At 47.3% G+C, this 15,116-nt stretch carries 16 protein-coding genes; 10 read left to right on the forward strand and 6 right to left on the reverse strand.

Annotated features, from left to right (window positions below):
* Window position 1 precedes the first annotated feature (1 nt).
* Both P1P86_14825 and P1P86_14830 read right to left on the reverse strand, forming a co-directional pair.
* A complete protein-coding gene (locus tag P1P86_14825; GenBank protein ID MDF1576459.1) occupies window positions 2-997 on the reverse strand; it encodes an NADP-dependent oxidoreductase in 996 nt (331 codons plus the stop codon).
* Window positions 997-1,662: an NAD(P)H-binding protein gene (locus P1P86_14830; protein ID MDF1576460.1), complete on the reverse strand. Its 666-nt coding sequence runs from the start codon at window positions 1,660-1,662 to the stop codon at window positions 997-999. The genes P1P86_14825 and P1P86_14830 overlap by 1 nt, the downstream gene beginning before the upstream one ends.
* Before the next feature lie 186 nt (window positions 1,663-1,848).
* Here P1P86_14830 and P1P86_14835 point away from each other — a divergent pair, with 186 nt between their 5' ends.
* Both P1P86_14835 and P1P86_14840 read left to right on the forward strand, forming a co-directional pair.
* Window positions 1,849-2,082 (forward strand): hypothetical protein, encoded by a 234-nt coding sequence (locus tag P1P86_14835; GenBank protein ID MDF1576461.1) that lies wholly within the window; start codon window positions 1,849-1,851, stop codon window positions 2,080-2,082.
* A 972-nt stretch (window positions 2,083-3,054) separates the two neighbouring features.
* The gene (locus P1P86_14840) at window positions 3,055-3,309 is read left to right on the forward strand and encodes a hypothetical protein (protein ID MDF1576462.1); all 255 of its coding nucleotides are present in this window, start codon (window positions 3,055-3,057) and stop codon (window positions 3,307-3,309) included.
* A gap of 60 nt (window positions 3,310-3,369) precedes the next feature.
* Here the strand turns inward: P1P86_14840 and P1P86_14845 are convergent, their stop codons facing one another.
* Complete coding sequence (locus tag P1P86_14845) at window positions 3,370-4,779, reverse strand: Gfo/Idh/MocA family oxidoreductase (protein MDF1576463.1); 1,410 nt, start codon at window positions 4,777-4,779, stop codon at window positions 3,370-3,372.
* Window positions 4,780-5,026: 247 nt separating this feature from the next.
* On the opposite strand from P1P86_14845, the gene P1P86_14850 reads away from it, so the two are divergent.
* Complete coding sequence (locus tag P1P86_14850; GenBank protein MDF1576464.1) at window positions 5,027-5,827, forward strand: DUF1080 domain-containing protein; 801 nt, start codon at window positions 5,027-5,029, stop codon at window positions 5,825-5,827.
* A 2-nt stretch (window positions 5,828-5,829) separates the two neighbouring features.
* Here P1P86_14850 and P1P86_14855 read toward each other — a convergent pair whose 3' ends face one another.
* Window positions 5,830-7,614 carry a hypothetical protein gene (locus tag P1P86_14855; protein MDF1576465.1) on the reverse strand — a complete coding sequence of 595 codons (1,785 nt, stop codon included), beginning with the start codon at window positions 7,612-7,614 and terminating at the stop codon, window positions 5,830-5,832.
* Between the two features lie 217 nt (window positions 7,615-7,831).
* Between P1P86_14855 and P1P86_14860 the strand changes: the two genes are divergently transcribed.
* Window positions 7,832-8,749, forward strand: a complete 918-nt coding sequence (locus tag P1P86_14860) for an oxidoreductase (GenBank protein ID MDF1576466.1) — start codon at window positions 7,832-7,834, stop codon at window positions 8,747-8,749.
* Window positions 8,750-8,761: 12 nt separating this feature from the next.
* Here P1P86_14860 and P1P86_14865 read toward each other — a convergent pair whose 3' ends face one another.
* Together P1P86_14865 and P1P86_14870 are read right to left on the reverse strand one after the other, a co-directional pair.
* Complete coding sequence (locus P1P86_14865; GenBank protein ID MDF1576467.1) at window positions 8,762-9,589, reverse strand: phosphatidylinositol-specific phospholipase C/glycerophosphodiester phosphodiesterase family protein; 828 nt, start codon at window positions 9,587-9,589, stop codon at window positions 8,762-8,764.
* Window positions 9,590-9,682: 93 nt separating this feature from the next.
* Window positions 9,683-9,874 (reverse strand): hypothetical protein, encoded by a 192-nt coding sequence (locus P1P86_14870; GenBank protein ID MDF1576468.1) that lies wholly within the window; start codon window positions 9,872-9,874, stop codon window positions 9,683-9,685.
* A gap of 120 nt (window positions 9,875-9,994) precedes the next feature.
* On the opposite strand from P1P86_14870, the gene P1P86_14875 reads away from it, so the two are divergent.
* The 6 genes from P1P86_14875 to P1P86_14900 all read left to right on the forward strand — a co-directional run.
* Complete coding sequence (locus P1P86_14875; GenBank protein ID MDF1576469.1) at window positions 9,995-11,410, forward strand: SpoIIE family protein phosphatase; 1,416 nt, start codon at window positions 9,995-9,997, stop codon at window positions 11,408-11,410.
* Between the two features lie 140 nt (window positions 11,411-11,550).
* A complete protein-coding gene (locus tag P1P86_14880) occupies window positions 11,551-12,459 on the forward strand; it encodes a sigma 54-interacting transcriptional regulator (GenBank protein ID MDF1576470.1) in 909 nt (302 codons plus the stop codon).
* On the forward strand, window positions 12,437-13,090 hold the full coding sequence (locus tag P1P86_14885; protein MDF1576471.1) for a sigma 54-interacting transcriptional regulator: 654 nt from the start codon (window positions 12,437-12,439) through the stop codon (window positions 13,088-13,090). Before P1P86_14880 ends, P1P86_14885 begins: the two co-directional genes overlap by 23 nt.
* Window positions 12,978-13,694: an ATP-binding protein gene (locus tag P1P86_14890; protein MDF1576472.1), complete on the forward strand. Its 717-nt coding sequence runs from the start codon at window positions 12,978-12,980 to the stop codon at window positions 13,692-13,694. Before P1P86_14885 ends, P1P86_14890 begins: the two co-directional genes overlap by 113 nt.
* The gene (locus P1P86_14895) at window positions 13,691-14,122 is read left to right on the forward strand and encodes a response regulator (protein MDF1576473.1); all 432 of its coding nucleotides are present in this window, start codon (window positions 13,691-13,693) and stop codon (window positions 14,120-14,122) included. The genes P1P86_14890 and P1P86_14895 overlap by 4 nt, the downstream gene beginning before the upstream one ends.
* Window positions 14,123-14,577: 455 nt before the next feature.
* Window positions 14,578-15,116, forward strand: a 539-nt coding sequence (locus P1P86_14900) for a tetratricopeptide repeat protein (GenBank protein ID MDF1576474.1), incomplete at its 3' end; no start/stop codon positions are given.

The following is a 15,116-nucleotide window of genomic DNA, read 5'->3' on the forward strand; positions in this document are numbered from 1 at the left end:
CTCATATTTTAACGACCATCTTACCTTTGTTCCTGCCCTCAAAGAGATCCAGGAAAGCCTGCGGGATCAAATCAAAACCCTCCACCAGGGTTTCTGCATGCCGCAGTTTACCTTCGGTCAGCCAGCCCGATAATTGGACCAAGGCTCCGGGAAATCCAGCCTCATAATCATTTACAATAAACCCCTGCATCAGGGCACTGTTGCGTACCAGAAATGGCTGAACGCTAATGCTCTGGGGCAGAGAGCTTGCGTTATAAACCGAAATGGCCCCGCATACCACGATTCTGGCAAAGCGATTGATTTTCACCAGGACCGCATCTGAAATCTCACCTCCCACATTATCGAAATACACATCCACTCCATCGGGACAGGCAGTGGCTATGGCTTTTCTCATGTTCCGGGTGCTTCTGTAATTGATAGCTGCATCAAAGCCGAATTCAGAGGTGAGCATCCCGGCCTTTTCATCCGATCCGGCGATACCAACCACGCGGCAGCCACGGATTTTCGCAATCTGGCCTGCCACGCTCCCCACTGCACCTGCAGCGCCAGAAACCACCACGGTCTCCCCTTTTTTTGGCTTCCCGATTTCGGACAAACCCAGGTAGGCCGTAAGACCCGTCATTCCCAAAACTCCCAGATAAGCGGAAAGCGGGGCTTTATCCGCATCCACCTTATGCAGACCCTGACCATCGGATGCCAGATATTCCTTCCACTCCAGCATTCCGGAAACATAATCCCCTTCGATAAATCCGGGGTGCTTTGATTCAATCACCTGAGCAATTACCCCGGAGCGAATGGCTTTGTCCAGTTCAAACGGAGCCACATAGGATTTCGCATCGTTCATCCGGCCTCTCAGATAGGGGTCCACAGACACAAAGCCTGTCTTTAACATGACTTCCCCTGCACGTATAACCGGCATGGCTTCCCTGACAAATTTGAAATCCGAAAGCAGGGGCTTTCCCTTTGGTCTTTTAGCTAGCAATATGGCTCGATTCATCAGTCTTTTCCCATTTTTTGAATGATATCCGAGGGTACAATCTGCATGTCGGGCAGGGATGTGGCCAGATTAATCATGGCAGCGGCTATGCAGGAGGCCTCAATGGCCCTGTATTTCCTGAACCTTCCCAGAAGGAAGGGATGGGACAGTTTCAGCAGGACTGCTCCCAGGCTCTCTCCGAACCTCCTCTCCTCTCTTTGTCCCAAAATCAGTGAAGGACGCAGAAGGTAGGTATGGGAGATTTGTTGATCCAAAACAGCCTGCTCCATCTCTCCTTTGGTCCTGCTGTAAAAGATTTTACTTCCGGGGTTCGCCCCAATCGCCGAGATCACCACCATAGTGGGTATCCTGTTCACTCGGGCCAGTCTGGAGGCGGCCACAGGAATCCCGTAATCAATGGCGCGGTAGACCGCCCTGTCTTTGGTTTTCACCGAAGTGGTTCCCACACAGACAAAAACCTCATCGGCCCTGAAATTTTCCTGGAAGTCTTCCAGCTGAAGCACATCGCCCAGATGCTCTTTGACTTTGGGAGAGCGGATTCCGGAAGCCCTTCTGGAAAATAGTTTTATGCTTGCATAGCGGTCATCTGCAATTAATTTTTTTACAAGCAAGCTTCCTGTCAATCCAGTGCTTCCCAATACTATGGCTGTCTTCTGATCTTTCATATCCGGGAAATTCAGTCCTTTAGTACCTGGGACATTACTCATAACAAGCGGAAGTGAAAATAGTTTTTGATCCTTCATTTGACTTGCAAGGCAAAAGGCGGTAAATTGCAATAAACCATCGACCCAAGATGCCCGGCAGCCTCAACCGGCGATATCCATGTTGAAAGGAACTATTTACACCACATTATGGTAGAAAAGATCAGACAGTTTTTTTTAAGCATCATCGGAATCATCACCTTTGCCTTCGTTTTTTATCTGGTGTTTCGGGACGATCAGAAATTTATGATTGTATTTCTGATTAGTCTGGGCGGTCTTATCCTGCTGTTTCTTATTGTAGGGCTTATTTTAAAAATAAAAGACAATCTGGAAGAGAAAAAGAGACTGCAGCACTTCAAGCATCACTCCGGCAAAGAAAAGTGACCTTCAGAACGGGAGGGAAACTGGTTCAGATCATTGAACAATTCTGCCTTTTAATTGCTTTATATATATGTCCGTTGTATATGCACAAACACCGACCCACTATCCCACAGGGCGTGATCCCATGGAATTCACGACAGGTAATATCTTGGTCTATATTGTATTCCCCCTGTTGTTAATCGTATTTGCGATCCTGATCAGGAGGCGCAAAAAAAGCAAGAAGGAGCACGAGGAAAATTCTGTTTAGCTTTCTCAATCCTCAGAAAGACCTGGATCCCTTTGATGAGGAGTTCGACTGGAAGGCTCCGGAAGAATCACCTGTCATAGACAACAAGGAGGATATGATCCGGGAAAGCAAGAAAAAAGATGAATACCGGCTGGAGAACAGAGAAAATTGAACGGTTGGTTTCCTCCATATTGATCAATCCCGGTTCATTCACTTTCTCCAGATGCTCAAATTGCCGGATATTCGGATAAGCACCATTATGGCGCCAGAAGAAATGAAATAATATATCCCTTCGATGATCTGAACCAGGCACCCGGACCTACCCCAATATTTAGCAAGACCCAAACATATGAAAACCGGCCCACTATCTTCAAAAGGGTAAAAATTATCAAGATATATAACAATATCGGTGCATTTATGGATAATAAATAACCCTCAGGAGATATATGATATCCTATAGAATATCAAAAAAGGTTAATAAGCGGATAAAAAATATCCCTTTCATGATCTGCCACCTCGAAAATTCCAAATTCAATGGCCCTGATTGCAGGAATGAAACTATCCCCATTTTTCCGGGCATATCATATCAAAATCTTCTGAACTACAGGCCCAGCCTACAAAACTTGAAAATCAAAAGAAAATATGGGGGGAACTCCAAAAACCAGGCACGGATTGACAGGTAAGTAATTATAGCTTAGATTTGTATAGTTATTCGTTCAATAAGTGTTTTCTAACTCAAAACCAAAGGAATGAAACTCGACAAAAGAGCTTTTGCATTATCGGCCGGCATATTGCTGGGTGCAGCTATCCTTGTGGTAACCTTCGTGTTTGTCATTTTCAGCTATGAAGGACGGCAGCTAGTAAAACTTCAGGGTTTGTGTTTTGGCTATTCCGTGAGCTGGTGGGGGGCTTTTATCGGGCTGCTGTGGGGTTTTATTTACGGACTCATCGGGGGTTGGCTCTTTGCATGGCTTTACAATAAGCTGGGCAGAGCGGAAGTCTGAGTGTTTTATAAAGTAAAGCCTCCCCCCTAAGGAGAAGGCTTTACACTGACCGGAACTCTTTTAGAGTTTATAGTTGTTCCTGTACTTATAATGCATCAGGCGGTGACCGGCCGCTTCCGGATCATCCACAAACTGATTGGTGGCCGGGTTCCACTTCAGGGGTCGCTGAAGTTCTGTGGCCATATTGCCCAGGCAACAGGCGATTGCCGTGCTGGCACCCACCTCGATAGGAGCAATGGGATCCTTGCGCGAACGAACACTGTCTATGAAATCAAACATGTGCGCTGCCCGCTGCTCATAGGCATTTCCACCTCCCTGCTCGGCGGCTTTCTGCATGGCCTCCCACATCTTTCTCCTTTCTTCCCTGGACATCTGACGGGGCCTCATACCGGCAATTTCCGCAGGAATAAGTTCTGGCTTGGAGCAGCCGATATAGCCTCGTGCCACTTCAATCCATCCATCAGTTCCTATAAATTTAATTCCCTGGGCACCGGGCATGTCCTCCAGGTAAGGCTGTTCGGTCATGACCACACCGGTCTTGTATTTAAAGGTCAGGTATTCCTGTCCCTTGTAGCCTTTCGGGATAATCTCGCTGGGACCGGATCCATCCATCCCGATAGCGGCCTGGGCGATATCAAACATATGGGCACCCCAGTCGGCCGTGTAGCCATTTCCGGTTTCAAGGTACCAGCGCCAGGCTCCCCATAATTTCTCATTCTCGGGCGGATCCAGACTGATCGGCGGGCACAGGTCCGGATGATAATGAATATTCGCATCATCTAAGGGTCCCAGCCAGAGGTTCCAGTTAAGGTTTTGAGGAACAGGCATCTCGGGAAGATCCAGGGGTTTGGGCGGATCGCCCACCTTTGCATATATCTTTTCGATATGACCAATGGAGCCGTTTTGTACCAGTTCTATGGCCTTTTGAAATTCAGCACTGGAGCGCTGCTGACTTCCCACCTGGACCACCCTTCTGGTCTTGTCGGCAACATCTTTCATTTTCAGGGCCTCCTGAATGGTAAAAGAAAGAGGCTTTTGCACATACACATCTTTCCCTGCCTGGCAGGCATGAATGGTTTGCAAGGCATGCCAGTGGTCGGGAGTTACCACTTCAACGGCATCGATATCGGTCCGTTCCAGGATCTCCTCATAGCGTTCGTACATATCGCAACGCTCCACCATTCCCTTCTCCTTTTGCCAGGCTTCGATCAGTTTCTTGAAACGAAGCTGTTTCATGCTGTCCACATCACAAACGGCTGCAACCTGAACACCTGGAACCGACGAAAAGCCCCTGAAATCATTTAATCCCTGCTGACCTGCACCAATGAATCCAAGGACCACCCGGTCGCTGGGCGCAATGCGAATTCCATTGATGGTGTAACTGGGAAGAATAGTCAGGCCCGTCAGGCCTAAAGCAGAGAGGCCCAAAAATTTACGCCTGTCCATACTGTTGTCATTCTTTCTTTTCATAATCATTTATTTATCAATCCATCTAAAAGCTTGTTATGTCATAAATTATATTTGTCAAAGCGAATACAATACTTTAGGCTTTCAAGATAATAAAAGTTCTGACTTATTGTGTCATAATTACACATAATTGTGTGTCAGGACCACCTCCCTGTGGTTTATCAACAGGGATCTGGAGAGCTACGAAAAGTACCATTGTCCATTAGTGAAGCTTTCGTAACTTTAATCTGTAAACACAAGTCTGCTGACGATGAAAAAAACGAAAACATCTGCCTTTCTGGCCTTAATTATTATGGCGATAGCCGGGGCAAAAAGCTTCGGACAGATACAATTGTTCGACGGCCGAAGTCTGAACGGGTGGTATACCTTCCTCCAGGACCGGGGGCGAGATCAGGATCCCAAAGAGGTATTTACCGTAATCGACGGGATGATCAGGATTTCCGGAGAAGAGTGGGGCTGCATTACCACAAATGAGGAGTATGAAAACTATAAAATTGTGCTGGAATTCAAGTGGGGCGAACTGACCCATGAGCCCCGGCTGGAAAATGCCCGTGATTGTGGCCTGTTGCTGCACTCCCTGGGTGAAGACGGCGGCTCTCAGGGGATTTGGATGCATTCGATTGAATGCCAGATGATCGAAGGAGGTACCGGGGATTTCATCGTCGTGGGGGATGGAAGCGACCAGTTTCAGCTTACCTCAAATGTAAGATCCGATCCACAGGGGAACCACTTTTTCACCCGGGAGGGTGGACATCCCCGGACCATCACAGAAGGACGCATCAACTGGTACGGGCGCGATCCGGAATGGAAAGATGTGCTTGGCTTCCGCGGCAGACAGGATGTGGAGAAGCCGGCCGGAGAGTGGAACACACTGGAGTGCATCGCCTTTGAGGATCAGATCACCGTATTTCTGAACGGGATACTGGTTAATCAGGCCACCGCAGTGAGGCCCGCCAGGGGACGAATCCAGATACAATCGGAAGCAGCAGAAGTTTTTGTCCGGAAGGTGGAGCTGAGCCCGCTGACTGATCCAGGGATTACAGAGAAATAAAATCAGTTATGCCTTGGATGAGGCAGGTTCATGCTGTCCAGGACGGCCAGAAAACGGGCGCTGTCATGCAAGGCTTCAAATCTGCCCCCTGTTCCGATATAGGGCATATTGGGATTGTGTATGGCAAGCCCCTTTTCAAGCGCATCTATGGCTTTCCTATGAGCCCCGATCCGGTAATAGTCCACCGCCAATGAAATGGGCCTGGAGGAATACCTTTCGCCGCAAAGCTCTTTCAGTCGCACGACTTCCTCATAAGCTACCTGTTTTCCGGAATCCCTGTATATGGAAATCAGGTCCAGATCAGGCTCCCCAGAAAGTGAGGCGGATAAATTACTCTGTTGAATTTCAAGGCTTTTTGTGTATTCTCCAAGATTGTAGTAAGCATTTTCCCTCTGGTAATGTGTAAAGGAATGGTCCGGATCAATTCGAAGTGCTTTCTTAATGGATTCCAGCACAACCCGGTCCTGTCCGGCACCTTTCTGGACCACAGAATAAAGTGCCAGGATCAATGGATTCATGGGGTCCAGGGCCAGGGCCAGTTCGGCCTGGGTCGTTGCTTCAGCCATTCGCTGAAGGATCATCAATAAATGGGCATAGTACATTCTGGACATGACATGGTTGGGGTTAACTGCCAGAGCCTTCAGGAATTCCTTCTCCCCCTTTTCCCAGTTCCATTCGTACCAGGTGGAGATTACAGCAACGCAAAAATGGGAATCCGGGAAATCGGGATCCAGTTCAAAGGCCTGGTCCAGGTTCTCATAAACCTTCTCTAAACCCGCCTGGATTTCCACCATGCCCATTTGCATTCTTCCAATCCAAACAAGTGCCATCGTTGAATAAAGCGGCGCCCATTCAGAGTATTTCTCAATGGCCTGGTTTAATATCTCTTCAGCTTCATTCAGGGCATCCGGGCCCAGATCTCCCCAGTGTTTATAACTTTTAATATAGGCATCTATAGCTTCCCCGTCCCCGGACCTGTCCCTGATCAGTATCACTTCCTCCTTTTCGGTCAGCTGGATCAGAACCTCTTCAGCAATCTTTTTAGTGACCCTGTTATACATATTCAGGATCTGGCTTTTATCCTCTTTATAGTCGCCTACCCACAGTTGCTTTTCATCTCCGTTTGTGCTAACCAGCCTGAATTGCATACAAATACTGTCACCCAGGCACATCACACTGGCCTCCACCACGGCATCCACACCCAGCTCACCAGCAATATCCTTAGCGGTCATTTCTGCTTTCTCAAACACCCCGGAGGAGGTTTTTCCGATAACCCGCAGGTTGCTGACACGCCCCATATCACCTATTAGAAGTGAGTGCATACCCTCTACCATATTTCCCAGCTGCGTATCTCCGGTATAGTTATCGAACGGAAGAATAACGAGCGACTGGATATCACCGGCATGCAATTTTGCCGGGCCTTGCAATACATTCATCAGGATCAATCCGGCTATGACCATAAAACTCGCATAGGTAGCAATTTTCCATGCATTGGGAACACTCTTCGTTTCCCCCTCTTCTATTTCTTCTAAAGGACGGGTTTTTTCAATACCTTCCGGTGTCAGATCATAGATCCATCCCAGGATCGCAGCCAGCGGAAACCCCACTGCCAGTAAAATAATCACGATGGTGGATAAGCCCCCGGGAAGGTTCAGCGGCTCACTCAGATTATTGATAAGCTCAATCAGCACAAACGAAGCCGAGCCATAGACCCATGTCACATGAACTACCCTTCGTCTTTTCAATTCTGACCAGAAACGGGATAATTTGTTGGGATTGGGGCTCATGCAGACTCATATTCAGTTAACCCAAGATAATGAGTTAAAGCATAAGAATCAAATCAGGGGCGGGGTGCCTGATCTCCTCAGGTCCTTTCAGCACAGGCATAATCAGATTTAAGACCAGTTAAACTCTCAAGTTTATCACAGGGAAATACATTAAGAACATTATGGGGAATTGGCTGTTAGTATGCTGGAATATTACAGCAAAACAAGGATTTAAGATATGAATTGGACTTTAGAGAATATGCCCGATCTGAGCGGGAAGATTATAGTGGTAACGGGAGGCAACAGCGGCCTTGGTTATGAATCTGTCAAAGCCTTTGCCGGCAAAGGGGCCGAAGTGGTCCTGGCAAGCCGGTCCATGGAAAAGGGAGAAGCAGCAAAAGCAGATATTTTAAAGGAGCTTCCCGAGGGAAACATCCGGGTCATGCAGCTGGACCTGGGTGACCTGAAATCTGTAAGGAACTTTGCTTCTGCCTTTAAGAAAGTGTATAAGAAACTGGATGTGCTGCTGAATAATGCCGGAATCATGATGACCCCGTATTTTACCACGAAAGACGGGTTTGAGGGCCAGCTCGGAACCAATCACCTGGGGCACTTTGCGCTTACGGGCTTATTGTTGGACCTGCTGCTTGCTACTCAGGGTTCAAGGCTTGTGAACGTGAGCAGTGGAGCACACAGAAACGGAGAGATGGATTTCTCTAATCTGCAGTTTGAAAACGGGAAGGGATATAAACCCATGAAAGCCTATGGGCGATCAAAACTTTCCAACCTCCTGTTTAGCTATGAACTTCAGAGAAAACTCGAAGCTGCTAGAAAGGATACGATTGCCGTAGCGGCCCATCCCGGTGTTGCCATGACCAACCTGGCACGCTACCTGGAAAGCAGGTTTCTGTACAAGATCATGTTCCCTCTTTTCAAACTGCTGGCACAGGACCAGTCCATGGGTGCCCTGCCCCAGATCAGGGCCTCAGTCGATCCGGAAGTAAAAGGAGCTCAATATTATGGCCCCGGAGGAAACAGGGAATTAAAAGGCTATCCGGTTCTGGTCGAATCCAGCGAGGCATCGTATAAGCCCGATGATGCCGCACGATTATGGGAGGAATCGGAGAAACTGACCGGAGTGAAATTTAATCTCTGAACGGGGTAAAGCCTAATCTCCGCTTGCCGACAGGAAGTCTCGCAGTCCATTCAGGTCATCGGTATTTATCAGATCTGCTCCTGCTTTCAATAATTCTGTCCAGACCGCATAGCGTTCTTTCCCGGGCGAATCAGGGGTGGCCCAGAAACGGATCATCTGACCGTTTTCATGGGCCTGCTGCACGTAGTTTCTTAGCTGTGTCCTCTCTTTCTCCGGCATTTCACCCTTTCCCTTCCAGGAGAAGTATTTGGTCCATCTGTCGCTGATCAGGGGCATCAGGAGCGTAGGGTATTCTTCCGTAAGGTCCTGTATCCGGCCATCCACGAAGGCAAATCGCTCTGTTTGCTCCATCATGTACCCGATGGGACGGTTCCCGGAGACAACAACCTTCACACTTCCGGGGTAATAAGCTTCCGGAGATACCCGGCAGAGAATATCCCTGTATTCATTCAGAATGCGGTCCAGCAAGCCGTAGGTAGTCAATCCATGGTCCTTGATATCAATAAGCAAAATAAGCGGACAGGTACTATCATAGAGGCTCAGCCGGCCCTCCGCAAAAGACTCCCCAAGTGGTTCCAGGTATAGCGCCCGGAGGGTACGACCGGGTCTGATATCCTTCCTGTCGTGCGCCACGTACAGGGAATCCCCCAGGCTGAACACATCCGCTTCAATGCTCCGGAAACCATTTCCGAGCGCATCAAAAAGGGGGCGTTCATGCATATAATCATTATGCGCATGTGCCGGACAGGGCCCTTTAATGCTGTCTCCTAAGAGCGCTCCACACACCATGGGCCGGAACAACAGGAGCAGGACCAGGCAGATAGAAATACGAAGTTGCATGTACGAACAGGGTTTATTGTCAGAGTCTGTCATGCAAGTTAATAAAACAGTCCTGATATAGTCAATTTGATTAACAGTCAGAAAGATATAACATTATTTTAGTTTACTGGTCAGATGCCATAAACCACAGCTGGGACACTGATAGGCTCGCAGTTCTCTGACTACCCTGTTTTCACCTATATACCGGATCATATCTTCGGCCTCCTCCCGCGTATTGTAAATGGTCTTTTTACACGCAGGGCCAATCGGTTCCAAGCTCTTGAATTCAGGCGGTCTGTAGGCCATCTCAGTTTTTATTTACAGCAGACAATTTATAGCTCCTGCAAAATTACTCTTTTTAGTTAACAAGGGTATGGATAGACCCGTACTGGTATTTTTAATTTATCTTTGCACAAAATTCCAATAATGTCCCCCGGCGAGAGTGCAAAATATCAAAACAATGAGAAAAAATGGGAATCTCTTCTGAGGATCTCTGAAGAGGCTCATACGGCAACAAACATTGAAGAATTTGTCGCCACTATACATGGCATACTTGCGGAGCTGGTCATGGCCAGGAATTTCTTTATTTGTCTGCATGATGAATCGACCGATAAATATTTTTTCCCTTACTTCAAGGATGAATTTGACAGCATTGAAACCGCTGGAGCAAACTTTGATTACGACGAATCTTTAGAAGTTACAATGTATGATTTGTCCGGTACCCTGACCGACTATGTCCGGCGGAGTGGCAAGCCTGTCAGGTTTCCCAATGAGGAAATGAACAAACTTTATCAATCGGGCGAAATTAAACTATTTGGTTCCCAATCCACTTCCTGGCTGGGTGTACCCCTGAAGCTTGCCGGAAAAACCTTCGGAGTGATGGCTGTCCAGTGCTACGACAGGACCGATGCATATTCCAGTGCGGATGAAGAGTTAATGGTTTTTGTTTCGGACCATATCGCCAGGGCCATAGAAAATGTCAGGGCAGAAGAAAAAATCAGGAAACAGCATCAGCTGGTCCTTCAGCAAAAACAGGCGATAACTGACAGCATCTCTTATGCCAAGAGGATACAGAAAGCGGTACTTCCGTCCCCCCTTTACCTGGACAATATACTCTCTGACCATTTCACCATTTTTAAACCCAAAGATATCATCAGCGGAGACTTCTACTGGGCAAGAGAAATCGAAGGATACAAAGTGGTTATCGTGGCAGATTGTACCGGGCATGGGGTTCCCGGAGCGCTGATGAGCATGCTGGGGGTAACACTGCTCAATGAGCAATTCAGAACCTTCGGGATCAGGCAACCAGGCGAGATTCTGGGACATCTGCGTACCAAAGTAAAAGAAATACTCGCCCAGGAAGGATCCACCAGCGATCAGAAGGATGGAATGGATATGGCGATTGCCATCATGGACCGGGAGAATCATGAACTTCAGTTTGCCGGTGCAAATATTCCTCTGATTCTTATCCGGATGAAGGAACACCAGGGCGATATGGAGAGTGATATGAAATTGTCCATGGAAAATGAAAATTACCAATTATACAGGGTAAAGGCGGATAAGCAACCCATTGGAGTACACTGGGAGGAAAAAGATTTTTCCACCCGGGTGGTGAAGCTGAAAGAACGGGACAGCCTCTATATGTATTCGGACGGTTACTTAGATCAATACGGGGGCAATGACCGTAAAAAATTCAAATCGCGCCGGTTAAAAAAACTGCTGCTGTCGCTTCAGGAGGCACCGATGGAAATGCAGAAACGGCTGCTCGAAGATGCCTTTGACAAATGGCGGGGCAGCCATGAACAGATCGATGACGTTTGTATGCTCGGTATCCGGATTTAAAAAAACAATTCTCCATTTCAGGCACCTGCCCCGGAAAGAAGCAGTCCAATGATTTTCAGTGCCGAAAAACGACCCTCTGCCGGAACCATATATCATTAATTGTATCTTTGTGTAAACAGCATCTCCGGAATTCCAAAGGAATGGATCAGGCAACCCACATGACGCGAGAGAAAATTCTGTACATCGATGACAATGAAACGAATCTGCTTTTGTTTTATGAGATGTATAAAGAGGCCTGCGAGGTATTTATTACCACTTCCAAGGATGCTGCTCTGGAACAAATCAAATCGGGTGAGTACAAAGTCATTTTTGTGGACTACCTGATGCCGGAAATCTCCGGCCTTGATTTTATTATGCAGGCAAAGCAGATCAGTCCCGACAGCCTTTACAACATCCTTACCGCACATGCCAATCTGGAGGTAGCCATCTCAGCCATTAATCACGGTTCCGTATTCAGATTCATTGAAAAACCCTGGAAGGAATTTGAGATTAACAGAGCCATCCGGGAGGCGGTTGCTCTTTTTGACCTGAAAGTGCAGAACAAGAACCTGATCAAAAGTATCAGGCAAAAGAATGCAGAGTTAACTTTATTGAAGGAACAACTGGAGGAGGAAAACCTGTACCTGCAGGAAGAAATCACTTCCACCACCGGATTCGAAGACATTATCTCCAAGGATCCCGCCTTTAAAAGCGTCTTAAAAAAGGTGGAGCAGGTATCGGGGACCATGGCGACTGTCCTGATCCTTGGCGAAACAGGCACCGGAAAAGAACTGATAGCCAGGGCAATACATAAATTAAGCCAGAGAAGCAACAAGTCCTTTATCAAACTGAACTGTGCAGCAATCCCGGAGACCCTGATTGAAAGCGAATTATGCGGTCACAGGAAAGGTGCATTTACCGGTGCTGTGGAACACAAAAAGGGAAAGTTCGAACTGGCAGATCATGGAACCATCTTTCTCGATGAAGTGGAAGAATTGCCCCTGCTGATGCAACCCAAACTTCTGCGGGTGCTGCAGGAAGGTGATATTGAAAAACTGGGGGGGGACTGACCCGATTCATGTGGGTGTCAGGGTGATAGCCGCTACCAACCGGGATCTGGAAAAGGAGATGAGAACGGGAAGATTCAGGGACGATCTGTATTACCGGCTGAATGTATTTCCCATCACCCTCCCACCCTTAAGAGAACGGCCCGAAGATATTCCCATACTGGTTGACCATTTTATAAAAAAGTATAACCGCATCAATAATAAAATGATCAAAAAGGTGTCCAGGGAAACCATGGATATCCTTTGCCGGTATCTCTGGCCCGGTAATATCAGGGAGCTGGAAAATGTAATCGAACGGGCAATTATCATCAGCAACGGTACCCAGCTTGACCTGATGGATGGTCTTTCCCTTCGCTCTGCGAAACCTGAGCGGGAAAATACTGAATTAAAGACTCTTGAAAAGATAGAGAAAGAGTATATTGAAAAAGTGCTGCGTGCCACCGGTTTCCGGGTGAGCGGTGAAAAGGGCGCTGCCAGGATTCTGGGAATGAATTCAATTGTACACGGAGCTGGAGGATCGTGTGAAGCTTCGCACCGCACAGTTAGAAGCGGCCAACACAGAGCTCGAAACCTTTACCTATACAGTTTCCCACGACCTGAAAGCACCCCTGCGGGGCATAGACGGGTACAGTAAACTGCTGCTCGACGGATACGGGGAAAGTCTTGACGAGGAGGCTGCTCACTTTATCAGGACCATCCGCAGCTCCACCCTTCAGATGAACCGTCTTATAGACGACCTGCTTAAGTACTCCCGCCTGGAACGGAGCCGGTTCAAGCGGGAAAAGATTGCCTTAAAATCCCTTATCGAATCTCTGCTCACCACCTATCAGGAAGAACTGAAAACGAATCATTTTTCGGTAAAATTGCTCGTTCCCGAGGTGGAGATTATAGCCGATCCGACCGGCCTTTCCATTGCCCTGCGGAATCTGATTGAAAATTCGATTAAATTTACCGGTGATAATCCCAATCCGGCCATGGAGATTGGCCTTGAAGAACAAGCGGATTCGTGGGTCATCCATGTTAAAGACAATGGCGTTGGCTTTGATAAGAAATACCACGATCGCATATTTGAAATCTTCCAGTGCCTGCACCGGGCCGAAGATTATCCGGGAACCGGAATCGGACTGGCTCTGGTGGCTAAAGCAGTGCAAAGGATGAACGGAAAAACATGGGCGGAAAGCGCGGCCGGAGAGGGTTCCGTATTTTTTATACAAATTCCAAAAAAAATTTCCATATGACAGGATTCAATGAAATCCAACCCATATTGCTGGTAGAAGATAACCCGGTCGACCTGGACCTGACCCTTCGGGCATTCAGGTCCCAAAATCTCGAGAACCCAATAATTGTGGCCCGCGACGGGGAAGAGGCCCTGGCTTTCATTGAAAAATGGGAAGCAGGCGAACCGCGTCCTGTAATCATTTTACTCGACCTGAAGATGCCAAAAGTTGCTGGTCTGGAAGTTCTGAAAGTCCTGAAAAATCATCCGGAATTCAAAACCATCCCTGTAGTGGTATTGACTACTTCCTCTGAATCGTCCGATGTGCATGCTGCATACCAGCTTGGCGCAAATTCCTACATTGTAAAACCGGTGGACTTTGAGAAGTTCCTGGAAGTGGCCAGGCAAATCGATCTCTACTGGAGGTTGTTGAACAAAGCCGATCAATAGGCAACTGCCGCCAATGCGCCTTCGCGGGAGCACAAAATTTATTACCCCAGAATGGTGTGAAAGATCGTTGTGGAATCCAATATCAACGAGCTTGAATATAGAGGGCAGGATAAGGGCTATAACCATTTTAGCCCTGATGTGGGCTTAGCTGAGCCAACTGAGGGTAAGAGCCAAGAAATAGCCATGCTTAAGAATCACCCGCATCTTTACAATAGTAGTTCCCTTCCTGCTGAAGTATGCGGACATTCCGTGTCAGATGCTGTTACCTGTGCCTGTTTGGTTTATCTTCATTGTTGACTTATATTGCATGTATGCCCAAAAAGCAATATTCTGGATTTTTCATATTCTGCATTATATCAGTGTGGTTCTTGTTGTGTTCGAAGCATGTTTCATGTCAGGAGAATAATCAGGCAAAAGTTGACAGCCTCCGTTATATTTTGGAAACAACTGACGATTTGGAAGTTAAAAAGAGTGTGCTGACATCGCTCTGTATCCATTTCAGATATGAGGGCGATTGGGTGAAACATGATCAGATTATACAGGAGATGATCCTCCTGCAGGAAGAAAAGTTGGATAGCGCTTATCTGGCAGATACCTACAATGAATTGGGAATATCCAATAGCCTGAGGGGAGAAAATGAAGAATCGCTTAAGTATTTCCAGGAAGCCTTTAATATTAATAGTGCCTGTGGCCATATGTTCGGGGTATCGGCCAGCTATGAAAACCTGGCCCAGGTTTATATCGATATGGGTAACTATAACACTGCGGTCGACTGCCTGTTGAAATCCATCGAAATAAAGAAGGAACATAATTATTCCCGGATATTCAATATATACATGAAGCTGGCATCAATACAGACCATACTGGAAACCGATAAGGTGGATCATTACATTGGACTTGCGAGACAGGAGATTCAGGCAATGGATAGTGTCCAGCCGGCCGATCAGGTGGTATTTTACAATGAACTTGGTGCCATTTTAAGGGACCAGGGGAT

It is taken from the genome of Bacteroidales bacterium, from assembly GCA_029210725.1.
Classification (GTDB): Bacteria; Bacteroidota; Bacteroidia; order Bacteroidales.